The organism is Microcoleus sp. T3_D1 (assembly GCF_036700405.1).
GTDB lineage: Bacteria > Cyanobacteriota > Cyanobacteriia > Cyanobacteriales > Microcoleaceae > Microcoleus.
This window is the reverse complement of record NZ_JAUBOV010000045.1, coordinates 26,630-47,850: the sequence shown is the minus strand read 5'-3', so window position 1 is coordinate 47,850 and position 21,221 is coordinate 26,630. Positions and strand designations below refer to the sequence as shown.

General features: G+C 45.0%; 20 protein-coding genes. 11 read left to right on the top strand and 9 right to left on the bottom strand.

Features of this window, described 5'->3' with window-relative positions; translation table 11 throughout:
- Positions 1–9 precede the first annotated feature (9 nt).
- A complete protein-coding gene (locus QT992_RS20295; RefSeq protein WP_333341787.1) occupies positions 10–975 on the top strand; it encodes an S-layer homology domain-containing protein in 966 nt (321 codons plus the stop codon).
- A 23-nt stretch (positions 976–998) separates the two neighbouring features.
- On the opposite strand, the gene QT992_RS20290 is transcribed toward QT992_RS20295, so the two are convergent.
- The gene (locus QT992_RS20290) at positions 999–2,630 is read right to left on the bottom strand and encodes an alpha-amylase family protein (protein ID WP_333341789.1); all 1,632 of its coding nucleotides are present in this window, start codon (positions 2,628–2,630) and stop codon (positions 999–1,001) included.
- Between the two features lie 430 nt (positions 2,631–3,060).
- The gene (locus tag QT992_RS20285) at positions 3,061–3,636 is read right to left on the bottom strand and encodes a DUF3611 family protein (RefSeq protein ID WP_333289664.1); all 576 of its coding nucleotides are present in this window, start codon (positions 3,634–3,636) and stop codon (positions 3,061–3,063) included.
- Positions 3,637–4,621: 985 nt separating this feature from the next.
- Here QT992_RS20285 and QT992_RS20280 point away from each other — a divergent pair.
- Complete coding sequence (locus QT992_RS20280; RefSeq protein ID WP_333321627.1) at positions 4,622–5,473, top strand: DUF1206 domain-containing protein; 852 nt, start codon at positions 4,622–4,624, stop codon at positions 5,471–5,473.
- A gap of 306 nt (positions 5,474–5,779) precedes the next feature.
- Positions 5,780–6,748: a TIGR03885 family FMN-dependent LLM class oxidoreductase gene (locus tag QT992_RS20275; RefSeq protein WP_333321625.1), complete on the top strand. Its 969-nt coding sequence runs from the start codon at positions 5,780–5,782 to the stop codon at positions 6,746–6,748.
- 18 nt (positions 6,749–6,766) lie between these two features.
- Here QT992_RS20275 and QT992_RS20270 read toward each other — a convergent pair whose 3' ends face one another.
- From QT992_RS20270 to QT992_RS20260, 3 genes are all read right to left on the bottom strand, one after another.
- Positions 6,767–7,585, bottom strand: coding sequence for an ion transporter (locus QT992_RS20270; protein WP_333321624.1), 819 nt, complete (start codon positions 7,583–7,585; stop codon positions 6,767–6,769).
- Positions 7,586–8,010: 425 nt separating this feature from the next.
- Entirely contained in the window at positions 8,011–8,922 is a 912-nt protein-coding gene (locus QT992_RS20265) for a DUF2382 domain-containing protein (protein WP_333321334.1), read from the bottom strand.
- A gap of 988 nt (positions 8,923–9,910) precedes the next feature.
- The gene (locus tag QT992_RS20260) at positions 9,911–11,146 is read right to left on the bottom strand and encodes a HetZ-related protein (RefSeq protein WP_333321333.1); all 1,236 of its coding nucleotides are present in this window, start codon (positions 11,144–11,146) and stop codon (positions 9,911–9,913) included.
- Between the two features lie 29 nt (positions 11,147–11,175).
- On the opposite strand from QT992_RS20260, the gene QT992_RS20255 reads away from it, so the two are divergent.
- Positions 11,176–11,475, top strand: coding sequence for a hypothetical protein (locus QT992_RS20255; protein WP_333340039.1), 300 nt, complete (start codon positions 11,176–11,178; stop codon positions 11,473–11,475).
- Between the two features lie 192 nt (positions 11,476–11,667).
- Here the strand turns inward: QT992_RS20255 and dtd are convergent, their stop codons facing one another.
- Positions 11,668–12,123, bottom strand: coding sequence for a D-aminoacyl-tRNA deacylase (gene dtd / locus QT992_RS20250; RefSeq protein WP_333340036.1), 456 nt, complete (start codon positions 12,121–12,123; stop codon positions 11,668–11,670).
- Positions 12,124–12,431: 308 nt separating this feature from the next.
- Positions 12,432–13,592, bottom strand: a complete 1,161-nt coding sequence (locus QT992_RS20245; RefSeq protein WP_333321327.1) for a GTP-binding protein — start codon at positions 13,590–13,592, stop codon at positions 12,432–12,434.
- A gap of 112 nt (positions 13,593–13,704) precedes the next feature.
- Here QT992_RS20245 and QT992_RS20240 point away from each other — a divergent pair, with 112 nt between their 5' ends.
- Positions 13,705–14,070 carry a hypothetical protein gene (locus QT992_RS20240; RefSeq protein WP_333340033.1) on the top strand — a complete coding sequence of 122 codons (366 nt, stop codon included), beginning with the start codon at positions 13,705–13,707 and terminating at the stop codon, positions 14,068–14,070.
- Here QT992_RS20240 and QT992_RS20235 read toward each other — a convergent pair.
- Positions 14,050–14,451 (bottom strand): fasciclin domain-containing protein, encoded by a 402-nt coding sequence (locus QT992_RS20235; protein WP_333321325.1) that lies wholly within the window; start codon positions 14,449–14,451, stop codon positions 14,050–14,052. The genes QT992_RS20240 and QT992_RS20235 overlap by 21 nt on opposite strands.
- Before the next feature lie 424 nt (positions 14,452–14,875).
- Here QT992_RS20235 and QT992_RS20230 point away from each other — a divergent pair, with 424 nt between their 5' ends.
- The 6 genes from QT992_RS20230 to QT992_RS20205 all read left to right on the top strand — a co-directional run bounded on the left by QT992_RS20230 (position 14,876) and on the right by QT992_RS20205 (position 20,969).
- Complete coding sequence (locus tag QT992_RS20230) at positions 14,876–15,148, top strand: aldo/keto reductase (protein ID WP_333321323.1); 273 nt, start codon at positions 14,876–14,878, stop codon at positions 15,146–15,148.
- Between the two features lie 79 nt (positions 15,149–15,227).
- The gene (locus tag QT992_RS20225; protein ID WP_333340030.1) at positions 15,228–16,493 is read left to right on the top strand and encodes a transposase; all 1,266 of its coding nucleotides are present in this window, start codon (positions 15,228–15,230) and stop codon (positions 16,491–16,493) included.
- The gene (locus QT992_RS20220) at positions 16,493–17,008 is read left to right on the top strand and encodes an aldo/keto reductase (RefSeq protein ID WP_333340043.1); all 516 of its coding nucleotides are present in this window, start codon (positions 16,493–16,495) and stop codon (positions 17,006–17,008) included. The genes QT992_RS20225 and QT992_RS20220 overlap by 1 nt, the downstream gene beginning before the upstream one ends.
- A gap of 835 nt (positions 17,009–17,843) precedes the next feature.
- A complete protein-coding gene (locus QT992_RS20215) occupies positions 17,844–19,145 on the top strand; it encodes a glycosyltransferase family 1 protein (RefSeq protein WP_333321321.1) in 1,302 nt (433 codons plus the stop codon).
- 115 nt (positions 19,146–19,260) lie between these two features.
- Entirely contained in the window at positions 19,261–20,508 is a 1,248-nt protein-coding gene (gene glf / locus QT992_RS20210; protein WP_333321319.1) for a UDP-galactopyranose mutase, read from the top strand.
- 104 nt (positions 20,509–20,612) lie between these two features.
- Entirely contained in the window at positions 20,613–20,969 is a 357-nt protein-coding gene (locus QT992_RS20205) for an STAS domain-containing protein (RefSeq protein WP_333321317.1), read from the top strand.
- 1 nt (position 20,970) lies between these two features.
- Here the strand turns inward: QT992_RS20205 and QT992_RS20200 are convergent, their stop codons facing one another.
- On the bottom strand, positions 20,971–21,159 hold the full coding sequence (locus QT992_RS20200) for a hypothetical protein (RefSeq protein ID WP_333377613.1): 189 nt from the start codon (positions 21,157–21,159) through the stop codon (positions 20,971–20,973).
- Between the last annotated feature and the right edge of the window lie 62 nt (positions 21,160–21,221).

Here is a 21,221-nt window from a genome sequence, read left to right as displayed (position 1 = left end):
AAATTTATCATGTCTACTCGCAGGTATTTACCGTCAATCAGCGTAGCCTTTTTAGCTTTAGCCATTAGTGTCAGTGGCACTGGCTTTGTGCTAAGTTCCCAGGAAGTTGCTGCTCAACAAGCTAAGTCGAAATTTCCTGATGTACCGCCGAATTACTGGGCGCGTCCGTTTATTGATTCCTTAGCTGAAAAAGAGATTGTTACCGGATATGTAAACGGAACTTTTAGACCAAAACAGGTTGTGGATCGGGATGAATTTTCGGCGATGATCCGCCAAGCTTTTAATCGAGCAAGCGTTAGAAAGATACCCAGCGGAAGTTACTTTAAGGATGTGCCTAAAAACTACTGGGCAGAAACTCCGATTAAAGAAGCTTATGAAACGGGATTTATGAATGATTTTCCCGGAAAGGAGTTTCGTCCGAAGCAGCCCTTGACTAAAGCACAAGCATTAGTTGTGTTAATGAGGGGTTTAAATATGGATTACAATCCCCCTGTTGTCAAAACCGATCGAGCGACTGCAACTCCAGCAAAGCCAACTCCAGTAAATCAACGTCGAATTGCTAGGAACCGTTTGGCATTTCCCCTCGCAGCGACTGTTTTGATGCAGCCGTTATTACCTGTAGTGGCAAGGCTGCAGCCTGCGGCTGCGCCCGCACCTAAACCGGCTAAGGCTGTTCCACCAACGACGACAAAAGCTGCAACTGCGGCTGCTAAAAATTCGGCATTAGATTTTCTCAATTCGTACTATAAAGATGCCGAGAAACTTCCTAAATATGCGGTTGAGCCAGTGGCAGCAGCGACAAAGGCAAAGATAGTGGTCAACTATCCAGATCCCAGAGTTCTTAATCCGAACGAGTTACTCAGTCGGGGTAGTGCTACTGCCCTAATTCATCAAGCTTTGGTCAATCAAGGTCAGATAGAACCGCTTCCAGACAAGAATACTGCTAAGTACATTCCTACGAGTCCACGTCGCTAGTTCTGCCATCAACTTTAACTTTTTTACCCCTGGATTCGATTGACTCGAAACCAGCGATAACCGTAGGCTTCTAAGGGAATAGAGGGCGAGTCGGCATCGAGAGATTCATAGAGGCGATCGCCAAATAAATCGAACAGAGGGGTGTATTCGTTAGATTTGAGCGTCGCGGTACAAGGCTTGTCGGCTAGATTGTGGACAGCTATCACCCTCCTGCCTTCCCAGTCGCAGCAGTGGGCTAAAACCGAGGGAGAGTCGGTTTCGAGAATGTGCCACTTCCCCATACCCAACTCAGGACATTGCTTGCGGATGCGGATTGCACGATCCATCCAGTTAATTAATGAATCACGATCGCGCTGCGCTGCGGCGACATTGACCTTTTTGTAACCGTATTCTCCGATCGCGATCGCAGGTCTGGCAAGAGTATCAGTTGCAGCCGTCGAGAAGCCACCATTCGCTGCATCTGACCATTGCATCACCGTGCGAACGCTGTCTCGACCTTCCAGCGAAAGGTCATCGCCCATGCCAATTTCTTCGCCATAGCGCAGCATGGGTGTACCAGGCAGAGTAAACAGCAAACTGTAGACAAGTTCAATCCGGCGGCGGTCACCTCCCATCATCGGTGGTAAGCGACGACGAATCCCGCGGCCGAAAATTTGCATAGTTTTCTCAGGGGCAAACGCTGCAAAAATTTCCTCTCGTTCCGATGAAGTAATGCGATCTAGCGTCAGTTCATCATGGTGGCGCACAAAATTAAGCCACTGACAAATAGGAGGAATATCCGGTAAGGTTTTTAGTCCATCGCGCAATGCTGTGGATTCTTGACGCGCCAGGGCCAAAAACAGATGCTGGTTCAGCAAAAAGTTGAACAGAATGTGCATTCTGTCGCCCTTAGCAAAGTAGACAGGAATTTGCTCGCGATCGACATTTGCTTCTGCCAGCAACACAGCATGACCCTGACGCGATGACACAAACTCTCTCATTTCTTCCAAGAAACCTCGCAGGCTTTCGGGGTCTGCACCTTCGATGCCAATCCCCTTAATTAAAAAGGGAACAGCATCAATGCGAAATCCCGACACGCCCAGTTCTAGCCAGAAACCCATAATTTTGCAGATTTCTTCTCGTACCGCCGGATTGGCAATATTCAAATCTGGCTGTTCTTTATAGAAGTGATGCAAATAGTAAGCTTTTGCTTGTTCGTCGTACTCCCAAATACTGTCCTCGACATCGGGAAATATCAGTTGTTCTGGATCGGTTTTGGGTGGATTTTCTGACCAGACGTAGTAATTGCGATACTTGGAGTTTTTATCGCTTTTAGCTGCAAGAAACCAAGGATGTTGATTGGACGTATGATTTACTACCAGATCGATCAGCACGCGAATTCCTCGTTCCCTTGCTTGGTGCATGAACTCGACAAAATCTCCCAGGGTTCCCAGTCGCGGGTCAATGTTGTAGTAATCCATCACGTCGTAGCCATTGTCCCGGTTAGGGGAAGGATAAAACGGCAGCAACCACAAACAAGTAATTCCTAGTCCTGATAAATAGTCTAGGCGGTTGATAAGTCCCTGAAAGTCGCCGACACCATCGCCGTCCGAGTCCATGAAGGTTTCAACATCGAGGGAGTAGACAATTGCGTTTTTATACCAGAGGTCTTTCATTGCAGTAAATTTCTTAATAGAGAAACGGTGTAACATGGCTTTGTTCAGAAACCCGGTCACTGGATCGTTTAGGAAGCTGAATGCCACGAATATAGCTCATCTTTCGCAATATGAGCCTAAGTTTTGTTTGTCCCCATTAGAAATCTATCAATATAAAGGTAGATGAAATATCTATCAAGATAATAAATAAGTTACGTTTTTTAAATAAAAAAAAGGTTGATCGGGCTGACTACCATTAGCAGGAGCGATCGCTATTTCCGATTAGATGTTCACCCCAAGAGCCACCTTGTTTAGCTTGTAGCTGCACTGTCTTCGCTCTTTTTCGCCAAGACAGTGCTTTCGCCACCAACCTTAGTTAAATCGGTCAGCCCTTGTCAATCCTAACGACCTAGAAGTTGTGTTTGCCTTTAGCGATCGCCCATGCTGCCAACTAATCTTCTACCCAATTGAGTAACCCAAGAGAAGTAACAGCTCCAAAAAAGTGAGCGCCAATCAGATTGACGTTTGCCATCGTCACAAAAATATCTAGGGAACGAATCACATTTTCTGGCGCATAAGCTGCCATCGCTTGGGGCTGACTAAGAGTTTTCGCTAGCACTACAGCAACTGTTTCTTCAGAAGCGACAAACGCGATTAATACCCCCACCAAACTAGAAACTAATCCAATCCGTAAGGTGTGAGTAATATGCTCTTTGCTGGGATATACCTGGGAATTTTCGGCGTGCAAAAGTCGGCCTAAAAGCCTATAGCGAAAATCCCAAAAAATTCTAAAGCACAGCAATAATAGGCCAATTATTGCTAAAAATACCCCGAAACCAATACCTGCATTATTGGCTTGTTCGCTCATGTTGCGACCCAACATAGCAAATAATAAAACAATGCCGGAAACAGCACCCAAGAATAACTGTATCCAGAAGCTAAATCTACTGAACAAGCGAAAAGTTGCGACGAATTCGCTTTGGGTCAAGGGTTGCGACAAGGATTCTGGTTGATTCAGTTGATTCATTATATACACCTTATTGCTGAATTGATCGTCAAAGCAAACGACGTAAGAAATAGGTTCTGCTTGTCTTCCTGTCGCAAGCGATCGCCTTGTGGTTAGCTATTAGAGTTTTCCTTAAAAGTCAGTTAAGGGCAGGACAGGATGCCGGATGTTTGGGAACCGAATTCGGCAATTTCCGGTAACAAAAAGGTTGAACTCAACACAGAAACTGCCGTTGTGGTTGATTTGATTTTCCTAAAATCCTCCCGGTTCTGAACAATCAACTTCTTGCGACAATGGGAATTTAGAGTCTTAAAAATCGACTTAGCCAAAACGTCTATTGTTTCTGTTCACCATTTCAAAATCTTGCTTCTATCTCTATTTAATCTAACTAGCCCAATCTTGCCATCTGTCTGATGCCATAAGAAAATATCCCCCTGATGGAGGATGATTGAGGAAAAATTTATGATAGAGCTTTGAGTTAAGTGCGATCGCACTATTGGCGATAGATGCTGGATTCCCAACTCCCGCACCGGGGCGCATCTATTCTTGCAACGTCCATAAGCTAGTTAGGGCCGTTATTGCAGATTTGTCAGATATATCATTATGGAAAAGCAGGTATTTTTGCTTTCCGTTTACACCTTAGCTCTTGATAGCCTTCGGATTTTTTTTTGACATTCTTTTTAGCGTCGCCAATTCTAATTGTTATTCAAACTTCGGTTAAAGAAGTTTTCATCAAAAATCTACTATACCGCTGGCAGACTCCTCCATCAGGCAAGCCATCTTATAGCCCCTAAAGCTATATTTGTCAAGCCCAATAAATGTGAAATTTCTTACTCAATCAACCGATGACACTCCCGCTCAAGACAGATTTAAAAATTTTCTAAACAAGCTAATCTTTAACTTAAGAAATAATAACATAAATTATCTGTTTAAGAACTCAGTTAACTGGAAAAGAATGCACTATTGCCTATGGCAGCAGTCGTGAACAACTAAATTGTCAAAAAATATGAAACAGCCCAACTCACCCACCGACAGCATTAAACAGTCAATCGGACAGGCAGCTTCTCATGTGTGGTTTGAGCGACTGGCAAGATTGGGATATGCTTCCAAAGGCTTAGTTTACTTTATTGTCGGTTTTTTAGCAGCACAAGCAGCCTTTAGTATGGGCGGCAGGACAACCGATACTAGCGGTGCATTATCAGAAATTGTTAACCAACCCTTCGGTAAATTTCTGCTATTTCTGGTAACGATTGGCCTTATTGGTTATGCCCTTTGGCGTATCGTTCAGACAATTCTCGACCCAGAACACCAAGGAGACAAATTGGATGCCAAGCGAATTGCCCAACGCATTGGCTACGCCTTAAGTGCTTTAGGATACGCAGGTTTGGCTTTAACGGCTGTAAAACTGATAATGGGTTCGGGCGGTGGTAAGAGCAATACAACCGAAGATTTGACAGCCCAAATTTTAGCGCAACCGTTTGGACAATGGCTAGTAGGATTGGCAGGATCAATTGTTATTGGCGTAGGATTTTCTTATTTCTACGAAGCATATAAAGCCAAATTTCGCCGCCATTTCAAGCTAGATGAAATGAGCCAAGCCGAGCAAACTTGGGCGATACGCTTGGGTCGATTCGGAATTGCGGCCCGTGGGATTGTTTTCGTTATAATCGGTATTTTCTTAATTCAAGCAGCCAAGCTATCAGATGCCAGTCAAACGAAGGGATTGGGCGAGGTGTTGGCAATTCTGGGACAACAGCCTTTTAGTCCAGTGATTTTGGGCCTAGTACCTTTGGGTTTAATTGCCTATGGCATCTACTCGGTAATTCAAGCTCGCTATCGGAAAATTTTGCGATCGTAAACTGGCGCGTTATACAGAGAGTTTTGAGTACAACAAGTTTTTTGAATTAAGAACTTATCCAACTCAAAACTCAAAACTTTTACTAGGCGTCCTGATAAAATCACCTGCTTTTAAGTCGGGATATTTTAACTCAAAACTCAGGGCGGGCACTCTTGGCACCGCCCCTACTCAAAACTCAGGGCGAGCACTCTTGGCACCGCCCCTACTCAAAACTCAGGGCGAGCACTCTTGGCACCGCCCCTACTCAAAACTCAGGGCGGGCACTCTTGGCACCGCCCCTACTCAACTCAAAACTCCTAAAAACTTATGGCACAAATTGGTTATCATGCTTCGCACGAACAGTTTAAGCCCAGCGAACTGCTGAAATATGTCCAAATTGCAGAACAAGCTGGCTTTACCCATGCCCTTTCTTCCGATCACTTTCATCCTTGGAGTGAAGCGCAAGGACAAAGTGGTTTTGCTTGGTCTTGGTTGGGTGCAGCAATGCAAGCAACGCCGAGGCTTTCCTATCGAGTTGTTTGCGCTCCCGGACAGCGGTATCATCCGGCTATTATTGCCCAAGCTGCGGCAACGTTGGCAGAAATGTTTCCCAATCGTTTTTGGCTTACGGTTGGCAGCGGTCAAGCGTTGAACGAACATATTACTGGGGATAAGTGGCCTACTAAGAGCGATCGCAACGCGCGCCTCAAAGAATGTGTCGATATTATCCGCGCCCTTTGGGCAGGAGAAACCGTCACCCATCGCGGTTTAGTGTGCGTAGAAGATGCAAAACTCTATACCCGCCCGGAAATTCTCCCATTAATTATCGGCGCCGCAGTTACCCCAGAAACCGCAGAATGGTTGGGCAGTTGGGCAGATGGATTAATTACTACTTCTCGCCCACCCGAACAGTTAAAAAAAGTCGTCGATGCGTTTCGTCGCGGTGGTGGAGAAGGGAAACCAATGATTTTGAAAGTGCAGCTTTCCTATGACAGTAATGCAGAGAAAGCACTACAAGGCGCTCATCATCAATGGCGTAGTAACATCTTCAAAAGTAAAATGCTGACAGAACTGATAACACCCGATCGATTTGATGCCGCCGGGGAGTTTGTGCAACCAGAGGAGTTATATCAACACGTCCGCATCTCGGCAGACCAAGAGCAGCATATTGAGTGGTTGCAAAAAGATATTGAATTGGGGTTCGATCAACTAATTTTGCACAACGTTAACCGAGAACAAGAGCAGTTTATTGAGGTGTTTGGCGAAAAAGTAGTGCCAGCGCTGACCAAAACTTGATCTTGGCATCTACCTAATTCAAGACTTTGAATTCTGATTCAATAATTGCTGAATCTCAGCCCGCAAGGCAGCAATTTCAGTTTGAAGTGCTGCCATTGATTTCGCTCCTGCTAATTCTGCTTCGTCATCCTCTGCATCGCGACCAATAAAAAATGTGGCGATGGTCGCAGTTACATAACCAAAAACCGCAAACGCATAGAGTGCCAGAACAAGGCAAAGTATGCGACCTTCTGGCGTTTTGGGCCAATATTCCGAACCCATTGTCATCATCAGCATTGCCGTCCACCATAACGCTGTGCCGTAATTATTTAACCCGGAGGAACCATCGGCGACTTCTTTTTCAAAAGCATACATCCCTGCTGCACCTACCAAGGTAATAATTATCGTTAGTCCTACGACATAGCCAAATCCGCGACGGCTAACACTCGCAGCTAATGCCCGCATCCCTCGATTCGTACCAGTCATAACTCGCAACAACTGCAAACTTCGCACAGCCCGTGCTGTTTTGAATGCTCGCACAACTCGTACAATCCGAAAGGTACGCAAAGCTGGCAACAGCAGAGAAAAAGCCGTTATCCAATGGCTTTTGATATAGGAAATTTTGCGGGGAGCCAAGGCAAATTTAACTAGAAAATCTGCAATAAAGATAATCCAAATAGTAGTGCTAACGACTTCTAGCAGTGGATTTAACCCCCAAATTAATTCAATAATAAATAGGGCTAGCCACACAAATGCCAGCACCAGCATGGGAGCTTCCAGCCAATCTTCTAGCTGTTGCAAAATCTCGTTTTGCTCTTGTTCTATGGCTTGTTTTTCTGCCTGGTTCGGGGTCTTCATCTACCTACCAAATCATTAGAAGTTGTCTTTTACGCTGCATTTTAGCATAAGCTTTAGCCCACGGCACAGCAGTAAAGCCGTGGGCGATTATTGACGCGCAAATAATTAGGCTACTAATGACCCAAGCTGACTCTAATCCCGTTTTACGTAGCGCCAGCATGGCATAGAAAATCGCTGCCCCACCGATAGGACCCAACCATCCTAAAAACAAAGTATCTTGCCAGCTTTTTAGCTGACCCAGCTCATGTGGTCGAAGACAGCGCAACTAACTACAAACCCTTGTTAGGAATGAGAATTAAATAACTTCCACAATTTTGTGGGATGGGCGTCCCGCCCGTCCTTTTTGGACGGGCGGGACGCCCATCCCACAATAACAATTAAAATTGTAAGTTATTTAATTCGCGATCCTTAAATTCATTCACACTCTAACGCCCTTCCCTCTTCACGTCCAACTCTTCACGACGCAGTGTTTCCGTTGCCTCAACAATCTCCGTTTCAACTTCTTTCCTGATGTTAACTTCTTCGCGCACGAAAGCTTCTTTTTTGATATCAGCAGTTTCTTCGTAAACTTCCATACGCATCACCGGTTCCTCCTTGAAGGGAGTATCCCGATTTACTGGCGCACCTGCCTTTTCGGGAGTTATACTCTCAATTACAACTCGCTCTTTTTCTGTGGGAATTGAAACTCGTGCCGTTTCGGTTTCAACTCGCTTGCCAATTGCTACCTCGCCAGTTTTGTGACGGCTTTTTTCTGCAACCAGTCGTTCTTCGTAGAGTCGAAATTTGTGATGCTCGCGCTCGTTCATCTGATACAATTGAGGCTCTTGTTCGTAAGTGTAGGTGTTGCGGTCATAACCAGCAGCGCTAGCTTGGTTAGAGACAGAACGCGGCATAGAAACTGGTGCAGATGCTTGTACAGGCAATGAGGTTTCTAAAGGCAATGATGCTTCTACAGGTGCAGACGCTTCTACAGTTAGAGTACGATAAACACCCCGAACTTGTTCTTCATAATCGTAATCCACCACCATCCCATCCTCATACCTGGGTAGTCTTTCTGCTTGGTCTTTACTCTTCAAACCCGTCGCGTAGATGCGTTCTGCCTCAACCTCCACTCGACAAAGAGCAACTGGAACTAATACCTTCTTGCCAAATATCCAGAAACCCGTGTCAACAACAAAATATCGGAAACGCCCTGTCTCATCAACTAGCGCGGTATCGATGGAGCCAATCTTCTCATCTGTATTTCCAGCATAGATATCCAGACCTTTGATATCTTCGCCATTAAAAGCAGCTTCGCGGTAGTTGGGATTAAAATCTTCAATTTTGTAAAGTAACATAGGAGTCCTTCTCTTTCTATCTATATCAACTTATGACCCCATTTTAGATAGAGCTTAAATTTGATGCTTCCTTCTTATGAAGGATTTAGTGAAACAGAATAGTAGGATGAGTAGATTTATTTTAAAATTTTTCTGTCTTTGGATAGATGACTGGTCATTTTTGATATAAATTCTGCACCCTCAAGTTTCACAAGAGGTTTTTAACTATTTTTATAAAAAAATACATTTATAAATTAGACTTTGATACTGTACATTAACGGATAAAAAAAAATAGCGGTTCTCAAAAAAGTGAGGTAGGCCCTATGCCCTATGCCCATGAGTACCTCATCTTTATGAGAAAGGCTATATATACATAATTTATTACTTTAAAAATAGACTCTTATATGAGATATTTTGGGGAAACACATTGGAACAACTTTGCCTTGATTATGCTACTCCGTATGTTTAAATATCATTATGAATATATGCAAGGCAGCCTCTTCAGCAAGCAATTTCCAATAACTGATGACTAATGACTAATAACTAATAACTAAGCTGTTCTGCAGCTAAATCGTATTTTTGTGCGGGCGAGACGCCCACCCCACAAGAACTTTATCAAATTTTAGTTCACAGTTTAAATGTGCAAAAGCTTAATAACTAATGACTAATAACTGATGACTGATGACTGATGACTAATAACTAATGACTAATGACTAATGACTAATGACTAATGACTAATGACTAATGACTAATGACTAATGACTAATGACTAATGACTAATAACTAATGACTAATAAAAACAAATTCCCCGGCCTAACCAGGGAACGAAAGATATTAAAAAAAGTAATGTTGTTTTAATAAATTGAATTTGCCAAAAAGCGGCGATAAATAAGTAGCAGCCCTGGTTGAGTTGAGAGCGGACGCCGGGGCGGGCAGTCCAGTGTAGATGCCGCACCCGATCGCATTTTCCAGTCTCAAGAAAACAGTTGCATTCATATTTGAGTACCAGTTAAGCTTGGCTGCTGTTGCGAGTCTGGCTAGCCAGCTCCAACAGTTGCGCCCAGCGTTTTTGGACTTGTTTGGGAGTGCATTTGAGCGCGGTGGCGATCGCCTTGTCGCTTTCTTGATTCCGCTTCATTTCTAACAGTTGCTGCATTTCGGGCGCAAGTTGAGCGCGAAATGCTTCCCATTTGTCCGAAGTCATTCCCAGCTTTTGATCGACATCAGCACCCAGCCATTCGTGGACGAGTTTCCAATTTTGAGTGCGGGCAAATTTTTCGACGTGGTACTTGAAACGTTGTTGCAAGTAGTCGCGCTGGCGGGAAGACAAACCGAGCGCGCGGTCAATTTCCGAAGCCGAAAGGTCTTGCAATTTTAAAGTTAAGTAATTCACGCATTCTGGCTGATTTTGCGATTCCAGATAGGCGATCAATTCCGAGACTACTCGATCGCGCAGCACAGCATCAGCCGGATCGACAGTTTCCGATACCATTTGCTCGCGCACTTGTTGCAGCGCCGGAGAGCGGCTGTAAATTTCCGCATCTTCTCCCTTGCCCGACTCTACAGCCATTTCAATGTCGATCGCAGTTTCGGGAGGCTGGCCCTTGGCAAATCCTTGAGCACGCAACACGATCAGGCGCTGGCGGTTGCGGCCCGGTAAGCCGATTTGGCGCTTAGCGTAGTGCTCGGTAAAAGCCATGTACTCAGCCAATTCTAGCTGCGTGCGGGGCTGGTAGGTGACATCGAGTTGATGTTCGCGGCGGAAAGCTCGCAGAGATTCGATGTAAAAGCCTTGCAAAAAGTCTTCAATCATGTTGTAGCGAGCTTGGAAGTTCAAGTTCGATCGGAAAGAAGCAACATGGCGGTAAATCATAGCCGCGAGGTGAGAATGCAGTTCGACGCGGCCTTGCTTGGAACCGAGGCGGTAGTATTGCAGGGTTTTTTGCAACCGGTGCTCCGCCAAGGTGATTTGCCAAGCTTCAACTTCGCCGGAAATTTGGATGCGATCGCTCTTTTGGCAAATCCGTTCGACTTCCTTAGCAATCCGCATCGCCACTGCTTGAGCGCTGCGGCTGGCAGTTTTCATTTCGGCTTGCAATTCTTTGAGGGCGAAGTCAGCCAAAGCCAGGACATTGATGCTGGGAACAGTATTGATTTCGGCGTTTGGTTCGCTGGAGGTAGCCGGAATGCAGTTGAAGCCAGAAGCGGTGTTGCAGTTGACGGTGGTGGCAGTTTTGACAGTCATGGCATTTATCGGGTGGTAGGGCACAGCGGGTGTGCGAGGACATTTGTCAGAGAGTGAGGTGGCAGTTGCTGGCGGTTTCGCTTGGCACGGCGGATTCAACTCTCTATACATTGAATGTTACGGAAGTAGAGATAACCGTAGTTATGCCAGTGTTCCACTCTCTCATGCAACAGTTTTTGGCTGCTGAATCTGATTCTAAGCGCTGGCTGTGGAAGATTGATTTTATTGCCGTTAAAGCCTTACTGTACAAGCATTCTGAGCTGTTATTTTGGTGGGGCGATCGCGAGGAAAATGGAGGGTGCTGCCAGGCCGCTGAGTGGACAATCTAATAACTGGCTATTTGAGGGGGTTTTGGCCGTTAGAGATTGTGGAATCGAGACTTGGCAGAGTGTAGCTAACTGCAATGTCTTCAGAACCTACGCAACAGCAGTTAGGAAACCCGGTTAATCTGAAAATTTGATCTTATTCAAGAAGGAAGAAGGAATCAGAAAGAAGCACAGAGAGCTTTGTTTGCCAACAATTCACCCTGATTCTCTCTCTAATACCAAAGTCACCGGCCCGTCATTGTCGATCGAGACTTGCATCATCGCTCCAAACAAGCCTGTTTCGACTTTTAAGCCGCTCTGGCGCAACTTTTCGACAAATTTATCGTAAAAAATTTCGGCTCGTTCAGGAGCCGCTGCTCGGTCAAATGAAGGCCGCCGACCTTTGCGACAGTCCCCGTAGAGCGTAAACTGACTGACAACCAGCAACTCGCCGCCGATGTCTTGTACGGACTTGTTCCAACGGCCGGTATCCCCGGCAGAGTCGGGAAACAAACGCAATTCCAGGCATTTGCGAGCCATCCAATCGAGTTCTGCTTCGGTGTCGGTGTCTGCAATACCTACAAGCAAGTTAAGCCCGCAGCCAATTTTGCCGACAATTCGATCGTCTATTTCGACTTGAGATGATTTTACTCGCTGGATGATGACTCGCATGGGAAATTAGAAATGCTTAAATTTAAAACTAAAAATCAAAAGGTAAACTTACCTTTTGAATAGGAATTATGAAAAAAAACCCGGTTTCTCCGATAAATCTTGGTTAAAACTTATATCTTGCACCATTCTCAAGAACAGGCAAGATGCCTGTTCCACAAAGAGTATATTTTCTTGTGGAACAGGCCGGAAAGCCTGTTCCTAAAAGGCTAATTGAGAGTGGTGCAAGATATAAGTTTTAACCGCGAAGTCTCGACGAAAAAAACCGGGTTTCTAGCCAGCGCACGTCTGTTCTGTTTAATTTTCAACCTTTAGTTTTTCCCAAAACCTTTGCCGCGACTGGTGGAAGGCATACAAAGACAGTTTTCGAGTTGCGATCGCAAAGTCTCGGTATCCAAACCCTGACCAATGAGAACAAGCTGATTTTTGCGATCGCCTTTCCACTGGTCATCGTCCATCGTAAATCGCTTGCCGCTCAAGTGAAAAATATGTCGTTTCGGACTTTCTTCAAACCACATAATCCCTTTCGCGCGAAACACATTTGTTGGCAGTTGTTTGTCTAAGAAATATTGAAATTTTCTCAGAGAAAACGGCTTGTCACTCAGGAAAGAAATTGAGGTAAATCCGTCATTTTCTAAATGGTCGGAGTGGTCGTGATGGCTGTGGTCGTGATGGCTGTGGTCGTGGTGGTCGTGATGTTCGTGGCCGTGATGGTCGTGGTGGTCGTGATGGCTGTGGTCGTGATGGTCGTGATGGTCGTGATGGTCGTGGTGGTCGTGATGGTCGTGACTGCTAGCAGTTTCTTCAGATTGGAAATATTTGTCCGATTCAAACAATCCGACGCTGAGGACTAGCGGCAGGGGAACTTGCGATTTTACTGTTCGCAGAATTCGAGCACCTTCTTTGACATCGCGAATCTTAACTTCCAACAAATCTAAATCTGCTTCCTCAACCAAATCAGTTTTGTTGAGGATAATTATATCGCCGTAAGCTATTTGACTGTAAGCTGCTTGAGAGTTGAACAAATCTAAGCTGTAGTTGGCTGCGTCTACTACTGTAACTATCGAATCGAGACGCGTCAGGTCGCGCAGTTCTGTGCCTAAAAAAGTCATTGCTACTGGCAGCGGGTCGGCGAGTCCGGTTGTTTCGACTACCAGATAATCGAGATTTTCTTGACGTTCCAGAACTTTGTAAACTGCATTAACTAAATCTTCATTAATTGTGCAGCAGATGCAGCCGTTGTTCAGCTCAACCATGTTGTCGTCGGTGGTGACAATCAGTTCGTTGTCGATGCCGATTTCGCCAAATTCATTTACCAAAACTGCTGTTTTCAAACCCTGCTGGTTGGTCAGGATGTGGTTGAGCAGGGTTGTTTTGCCGCTGCCGAGAAATCCTGTAATGATGGTAACGGGCAATCCGTGTTTGGGAGCGTCCATCGCCAGTTCTGTCTCGGACTGAGTTGTAGATTGCATAGCTTGAATGTCAAATAATGTCGATCGCACTTTCTTTGTGGTTCTTATTGTATCTTAATTAGGACAAGGCCTCGTAAACCCAGTTTCTCGGAGAAATGTTGGGTTTGGTGGCATGGTATCTACGCATCAACCGGGAATCAGCCCAAGAGTGCAAAATAAGTGGGCCGCTAATTATCGGCAATTGCTAACCCGGTCGATCGCACTTTTTTATTTTTTGGATAATTTTTTTCCGAGTACCTGTCGGTGTTTGCCTGCAACGAGTTTTCCCGGTAAATCCAGCAGCGACAAATTTGGGGCAGACTCAAGCCCAGTGCGATCGGCAAATTCCCGCTACTCTATAATAGTTTTAATTATCAACCTGCGTAAAATATTTAAATCTCAACTATCAACTAAAACAGGGCGGCGGCTAACTATAGCCACCGCCCTCAAGATAGTATTGCGCTATCTAAGTTTGTGCTTACGCAGGAAGCAAGACTGAATCAATAATGTGGATGACACCATTATCAGCAGCAACATCGGCTGTTGTAACGGTAGAATCATTGATTTTGACGCCATTGGAAGCATCAATTTTCACTTCTGAACCTTCAACTGTCTTGGCAGATGTCAGGTTGACCACATCAGCGGCCATAACTTTGCCGGAAACGACATGATAAGTCAAGATTTTTGTGAGTTTAGGAATGTCATTAAGCAGTGCTTCTACAGTACCTGCGGGAAGCTTAGCAAAAGCTTCGTCTGTAGGAGCGAAAACGGTGAAGGGGCCAGCGCCTTTGAGAGTATCTACTAAACCAGCGGCTTGGACGGCAGCAACTAGGGTAGTAAAAGAGCCTGCCGAAACGGCGGTATCAACGATGTCAGCCAAGAGAGTCACCTAGTTTTTGTAATCTATAAATCACTATAACGCTAAAAAGTTAATTTAGCTACAGATATTTTTTATCGTTCAGTTTGGTTTTCTTATATAAAATAGAACATTTTTTTATATATAACTCATGTCAGTAAATACCTACCTAAAGGTAGATTAGAATTTACCGATTTTGCTGTATTTTAAGAAAGCAATGTAATCCTAAATACATTGGTAAGCCGATCGCCCCTGCGCGGTGTTAAAAGTAAACGCAGGGGCGACGGCCAGGAGCCCCGGAAGCTAAGGCATTTTGATTGACTTGGCAAAACATTCAACATTAAGCACAGCACTAAGGCCCCGTAAAACTCGCCACCCCGACTGATGGCAACAGTTTGGGAAATCCCGATTTAAACTGTTAACAACCATTAATTAGGGGAAGAGTGACATGAGATATAAACTACTAGGTCACAGCGGACTTCGCGTTTCCGAAATCTGCCTCGGAACCATGACTTTTGGGGAAGAGTGGGGTTGGGGGAGTTCCTACGACGAAAGCCGGAAAATGTTCGACGCCTTTGCAGAAGCGGGTGGCAATTTCATTGATACCGCGAATCTCTACACCAACGGTACTAGCGAAAAATATGTGGGCGAGTTCATCGCAGCCGATCGCGCAAAATGGGTAGTTGCCACTAAGTATTGTGAAACTTCATTAAGTTGGTAAGCATCAATAAACAATAGTAGTATCGTATAGTCATGGAAGTCAAAAAAATGTTGTGATTGTTAAAAGATGGAGGCTCAGAATGCAACTAGCAGAGAGGCACATCATTAAATCTACGGAACACCGTTTCGCCGAAATTGATAAATTAGCATTTAAGTCCAAAAATCTCTACAATGTCGCTAACTACGTCATTCGTCAGAGTTTTATCTATGGATGGGGTTACGTTAATTACAACGAGATGAACCGTTTGATGAAATCTCATCAAGCATACAAGGTTTTGCCAGCAAAGGTCAGTCAGCAAATACTGATGATATTGGACAAGAATTGGAAGTCCTTTTTTGAAGCAGTTAAAGCTTACAAAGCTGATGACTCTAAATTTACTGGCCGCCCGAAGCTACCGAAGTACAAAGATAAAGTCAAGGGTCGGAATATCCTTGTCTATACGATTCAGGCAATTAGTAGCAAGCAATTAAAGAAAGGAATCGTCAAGCTTTCGGGAACTAATCTCTCAATCAAAACCCAGCTCGAACCCGATCGAATCTGTCAAGTTAGACTGGTTCCCAAATGTGATTCTTATGTGATTGAGGTAATATACGATGAACCGGAGCCCACCGCCAGCGACGATAAATTCGTAGCTAGTATTGATTTAGGTCTGAATAATTTAGCGGCGTTAACTTCAAATCAGCCGGGTTTTATACCTCTGTTGATTAACGGGCGTCCGTTGAAATCAATCAACCAGTTCTACAACAAACGTAAAGCACGGTTACAATCTCAGTTAAAAGGAAGTCGCAAGAGTTCACCCCGCATTCAACGCTTAACTCGCTGTCGCCACCAAAAAGTCGATAATTACTTGCATCATACCAGTCGCCTAATTGTTGACCTTTTGGTCGCCCATCAAATTGGGACGCTAGTTGTAGGCAAAAATGCACAATGGAAAACCGAGATTGATTTAGGAAAGCAAACCAACCAAAACTTCGTCGGCATTCCTCATACTCGACTGATTGAGATGTTGGAATATAAGGCTCGATTGGTTGGGATTAAGGTGATTGTACAAGAAGAATCTTATACCTCGAAATCAAATTTTCTGACTCTAGATCCGATTCCTGTTTATGGAAAGACCGATAAGGATGCTGTATTTAGTGGCAAGCGGATCAAGAGAGGTTTGTACAAGACATCGGTCGGGCAATTAATTAATTCCGATGTGAACGGGTCTTACAACATCCTCAGAAAAGCAATCCCAAATGCGTTCAGCGATGGGATAGAGAGCTGCGTAGTTCAGCCGAGGCGGGTTAATCCGCTCGAAGTAAAAGTGAAGGGGGAGGGACTTAACGCCTCCCATGCCATGTAATAAATGACTATACTTTTGCCAGCTATTCTTTAAAAGAGCGAACTCCTGAACGGGACTTGATCCCTATGGCAAAAGCCTTTGATATTGGCGTCACAGCTTGGAGTCCCCTAGCAGGCGGTTTGCTGACAGGAAAATACAACACTTCAGAAACCGCCAGCGAAGCTAAACGGCTTAATTCACCTGAATCTGGAACAATTAACGAACGAGACCTCAAAATTGCTGACGAAGTTAGCTTCATAGCAGCCGAAATTGGCAAACCTGCTTCTCAAGTAGCCCTAAATTGGCTGATCCAACAGCCAGTCGAAGTTATTCCGATTGTGGGCTCGCGCAAACTCTCGCAACTTCAGGAAAATCTCGCTTGTTTGGAGTTTGAATTAACCCCGGAACAAATGCAGCAGTTAGACAAAGTAAGTGCAATTGAATTGGGTTTCCCTCACGATTTCTTAAAGAGTTCGAGGGTGCAAGATTTTGCCTTTGGAGGAGGAATCGCCAAAATTGACAGCCGCCGACTGTAAAGTTGCTGCTATTTTCTAGTCGCGGGTTTACGTGGATATTTGGCGTTTGATTGGAGATATCGGCGAACCCGCCCTTAGAGGGATGATTGACATTTGTGCTGTGGGCGCGAGGTTAAACTCACGCCCACAGCGCAAAAGTCCTCACCTTGGTTTCTTGGCCTATACTCGCGCAAAATCTTAGGTTTATCGTTGCCGTTGCCTGGTTTCTCTGGTATTGTTGAGACAGGTGCTGTTCCGTGAGTTTAACCTCAGTGCATAAACAGTCAATTGTTAATCTATCGGAAGTCAGATATCTCTGGGGCTACTTGGTATATTAGGATACAATTTTCCCAAATTAGCGATCGGATGAGTTAAAAAAAAGCAAGGTTTGTCAAATCAAAAAGCAACATAAACTTGATGGCAAATTTTCTCTCATCTTCCAATAAAGCAATAAAACTCGCTCTTTTTTCACCCCGTACCGGCCCGTTAAAAGTCATTTTACAAGGTCGATCGGCATTTTAACGGCTTTTGAACCCAGCGTGCAAGCTAGGTGTCTCCTGAGATAAAAGTCATCCTTCAGATAGAAGTTAGGGCCGAAAAACTGCGTTATATTTAACAGCAATAGCAAGTCAAACAATATTAACTTATCTCCCCGTTTCACTTCTGAAAAAAGCAGATAAGCCTGTTTTTCCGCAGCTAAACAGTTTCTTTGTTTTGCTCAATGAATGCGGCGCTTGCTCGTCAATAAAACTTCTCAGATTTATGCTTGTGACTTTCAGTAAGACACTGCTGAGAAATATATCCTATTGACCAATTTTAACGGACAAATTTTCATTGACAAATTCCAGAGGCTAATATGTCGCCCCCAGAAAACTCAGTAAACAATAATTATAGCAATAAAGAGCGAGCATGGGAGATCCGATTTACCTCTATAGATCCAGCCAAATCGCCCTCTCAATTCGCTCCCTCGCCCGCATTGCGCGCCAACTTATCAAAAACTGAGGCTTTAGATGCACCAGATTTAGTTTGCCTGTCTCATTTGCGGTGGAATTTTGTCTATCAGCGTCCGCAACATCTCTTGAGTCGCTGTGCGAAAAATCGTCGCGTCTTCTTTGTAGAAGAACCTGTTTTTAGCGCAGCTACAGATTGGTGGCTTGATGTCAGCATCCACGAAAGCGGAGTCTGGGTAATAGTACCGCACCTGAGCGAAGGAACCAGCGAAGCAACAGCACAAACTGCTCAGCAAGCCATGCTAGATGATTTGTTTCAAGCGGCCGAAATTAGCCAGTACATCCTGTGGTATTACACACCAATGGCTGTCAGTTTCACAAGCCACTTAAAGCCGCTAGCTGTAGTCTACGACTGCATGGATGAACTGTCAGCATTCCAAGGCGCGCACCCGGATTTAAAAGCCAATGAAAACCAATTATTAAAGCGCGCCAGCGTAGTATTTACCGGGGGTCACAACCTTTACGAAGCTAAACAGCACCAGCACGAAAATATTCACCCCTTCCCCAGCAGTATCGAAAAAGAACACTTTGCGACAGCCAGGAATCTTTCAGAAGAACCGGCGGATCAAAAAGACATTCCTCACCCGCGTTTGGGATTTTATGGCGTCATAGACGAACGCATGGATATCGAACTGCTGGCGGGCATGGCCCAAGCAAGGCCGGACTGGCATTTAGTCATCATTGGCCCGGTGGTGAAAATCGATCCGGCAACTCTGCCAACTCACCCAAATATCCACTATCTCGGCGGCAAATCTTATCAAGAACTGCCAGCGTATCTGGGCGGGTGGGAGATCGCAATGCTGCCTTTTGCGATTAACGAATCGACTAAGTTTATTAGTCCCACGAAAACTCCAGAATACCTCGCTGCCGGCAAACCTGTGATTTCTACTCCTATCCGCGACGTGGTGCGGCCCTACGGAGAAAACGGCTTGGTTCGGATTGCTAGCAATTCTGAAGAATTCGTTGCTTGTGCCCAAGAAATCCTCAGCGAAAGTTCGGACGTTCGCACCAAGTGGCTGAGTGAAGTAGACGCCTTTTTAGCAGACAATTCTTGGGACAATACCTGGGGCCAAATGCTGGGGTTGATCGAAAGTGCGATCGACGATAAAAAGCAGAAAGCCGAAGACCGGATGAAAGTTTTAAGTTAGGAATGTTGAGGTTGAAGTTAAAGAGTGACACTTTACGGATTCAAAACTCCTCGCTGTATCTCCAATTACCAATTATTCCTTACCCTTACCCTTACCCAAACTCAGAGGTGTTTCCATGTTTGACTATTTAATCGTCGGAGCAGGATTTGCAGGTAGCGTCATTGCCGAAAGACTAGCAAATGAAGCCGGAAAAACTGTCCTGATAATTGATACCCGCAACCACATCGGCGGCAACGCATACGATCACTACGACAATCATGGCATCCTCGTACACAAATACGGCCCCCACATTTTTCACACCAATTCGCGCCCCGTTTTCGAGTATCTTTCGCGCTTCACCGAGTGGCGGCCCTACGAACACCGCGTCCTCGCCAGCGTTGACGGTCAACTGCTGCCAATTCCGATCAATCTCAACACCGTAAATAAACTTTACGGACTGAATCTCACCTCATTTGAAGTAGAAGATTTCTTCGCGAAAGTAGCAGAACCAAAGGATTACATTCGCACTTCCGAAGATGTAGTTGTCAGCAAAGTCGGTCGCGAACTTTACGAGAAATTCTTCCGCAACTACACCCGCAAACAGTGGGGAATGGACCCGTCGGAGCTCGACAACTCAGTGATTGCGCGCGTACCTACTCGCACTAACCGGGACGATCGCTATTTCACCGATACCTATCAAGCAATGCCGCTGCACGGCTACACTCGGATGTTTGAAAAGATGCTTTCTCACCCAAACATCAAAGTGATGCTGAATACCGACTACCGGGAAATTGAGGGTTTTATCCCTTACGGAGAAATGATTTACACCGGGCCAGTCGATTCCTATTTCAATTATTGCTACGGCAAACTTCCTTACCGTTCCTTGGAATTCAAGCACGAAACACTGAACGTAGCCGTACACCAAGAAGCACCGGTGGTAAATTACCCCAACGAGCATTTATATACTCGCTGTACCGAGTTTAAATACCTCACCGGACAAGAGCATCTAAAAACTAGCATTGTCTACGAATATCCCCAAGCTGAGGGAGACCCTTACTACCCGGTTCCGCGTCCAGAAAATGCCGAAATTTACAAGAAATATAAGGCTTTGGCTGATTCAACTCCGGGAGTCTCTTTCGTGGGAAGGCTGGCGACTTACAGGTATTACAACATGGATCAAGTGGTCGCTCAAGCTCTGACAACTTACAAACAAATTACTACCAAGCCGGTGATTGAATTGGTAGAAAATGTTAACGGTTCTGCCTCTAATGTCAGCACATCCAATGGAGTCGCCCATCGCCCCGCCACCACTTCTCTAGAAGTCGCTGCTGTCAACCACGGCAACAGCAACGCCAACGGCAACGGCAAATCTGCTAGCAAGTAGCGGGAAGCTGCGAGTTACGGGTAAAACGGTAAGGTGCCGAGAGAGCACCTTACTCGGTTTTCATCAAAAGTTATTTAATAATTCAAACAAGCATAGAGGTAAAAATGAACGTTCTAGTGAAAATTGTTTTGTCTCATGAGGTTTTGGAAAATTCTCAATTTGCTCAGTTTCAGAAAGAAATACAGCGCCTCATTGAAAGCGGTGGCAAAATTCTTATGCTGGATTTCTCACAAATAAAATTCCTGAAAAATTCCGAGTTAATGGCTGTAGTGGCGATCGTGAAATTAGTTAGAGACAGCAAATGTATACTTTTGATCTCTGCCATGAGCGAACAAGTTAGAATTCTATTTGAACTCACGGGACTACAGCAAATATTTCATTGTTTGCCGTTTGCCGAAGAATTTTCTCTCAAAAGTGAGCTAACTGAACCGTTAGGAGGTTTGCACAGTCTTGCCACCTAAACTAGAGTTTTGAGTTGGGGAGAGTTTCCGAGTGAGAGTGGCTCAGAGGGGGAGAGAGGGAGACTCGGAGAGGCCCAGAGTGACGAAGTGTGCGAGTGGGGGATGGGAAAAATCTTCCTTCTTCCTTCTTCCTTCCTTCTTCCTTCTTCCTTCTTCGTTCCTTCTGACTAATGACTTCTGCCTTGAGCACAAGACAGCCTTTAGATGAGGCTGTTTTAAGGTGCAGAACTTTTGCAAATTAATCAGCAAAAA

What these genes read in the sequence shown, in the direction of transcription:
- QT992_RS20245 (WP_333321327.1), bottom strand. Translation starts at nt 13,592, where the DNA reads ATGCAATCTACAACTCAGTCCGAGACAGAACTGGCGATGGACGCTCCC.
- QT992_RS20265 (WP_333321334.1), bottom strand. Translation starts at nt 8,922, where the DNA reads ATGTTACTTTACAAAATTGAAGATTTTAATCCCAACTACCGCGAAGCT.
- QT992_RS20285 (WP_333289664.1), bottom strand. Translation starts at nt 3,636, where the DNA reads ATGAATCAACTGAATCAACCAGAATCCTTGTCGCAACCCTTGACCCAA.
- QT992_RS20240 (WP_333340033.1), top strand. Translation starts at nt 13,705, where the DNA reads ATGGTATCTACGCATCAACCGGGAATCAGCCCAAGAGTGCAAAATAAG.
- QT992_RS20280 (WP_333321627.1), top strand. Translation starts at nt 4,622, where the DNA reads ATGAAACAGCCCAACTCACCCACCGACAGCATTAAACAGTCAATCGGA.
- QT992_RS20270 (WP_333321624.1), bottom strand. Translation starts at nt 7,585, where the DNA reads ATGAAGACCCCGAACCAGGCAGAAAAACAAGCCATAGAACAAGAGCAA.
- QT992_RS20215 (WP_333321321.1), top strand. Translation starts at nt 17,844, where the DNA reads ATGTCGCCCCCAGAAAACTCAGTAAACAATAATTATAGCAATAAAGAG.
- QT992_RS20230 (WP_333321323.1), top strand. Translation starts at nt 14,876, where the DNA reads ATGAGATATAAACTACTAGGTCACAGCGGACTTCGCGTTTCCGAAATC.
- dtd (WP_333340036.1), bottom strand. Translation starts at nt 12,123, where the DNA reads ATGCGAGTCATCATCCAGCGAGTAAAATCATCTCAAGTCGAAATAGAC.
- QT992_RS20290 (WP_333341789.1), bottom strand. Translation starts at nt 2,630, where the DNA reads ATGAAAGACCTCTGGTATAAAAACGCAATTGTCTACTCCCTCGATGTT.
- QT992_RS20275 (WP_333321625.1), top strand. Translation starts at nt 5,780, where the DNA reads ATGGCACAAATTGGTTATCATGCTTCGCACGAACAGTTTAAGCCCAGC.
- QT992_RS20260 (WP_333321333.1), bottom strand. Translation starts at nt 11,146, where the DNA reads ATGACTGTCAAAACTGCCACCACCGTCAACTGCAACACCGCTTCTGGC.
- QT992_RS20225 (WP_333340030.1), top strand. Translation starts at nt 15,228, where the DNA reads ATGCAACTAGCAGAGAGGCACATCATTAAATCTACGGAACACCGTTTC.
- glf (WP_333321319.1), top strand. Translation starts at nt 19,261, where the DNA reads ATGTTTGACTATTTAATCGTCGGAGCAGGATTTGCAGGTAGCGTCATT.
- QT992_RS20205 (WP_333321317.1), top strand. Translation starts at nt 20,613, where the DNA reads ATGAACGTTCTAGTGAAAATTGTTTTGTCTCATGAGGTTTTGGAAAAT.
- QT992_RS20295 (WP_333341787.1), top strand. Translation starts at nt 10, where the DNA reads ATGTCTACTCGCAGGTATTTACCGTCAATCAGCGTAGCCTTTTTAGCT.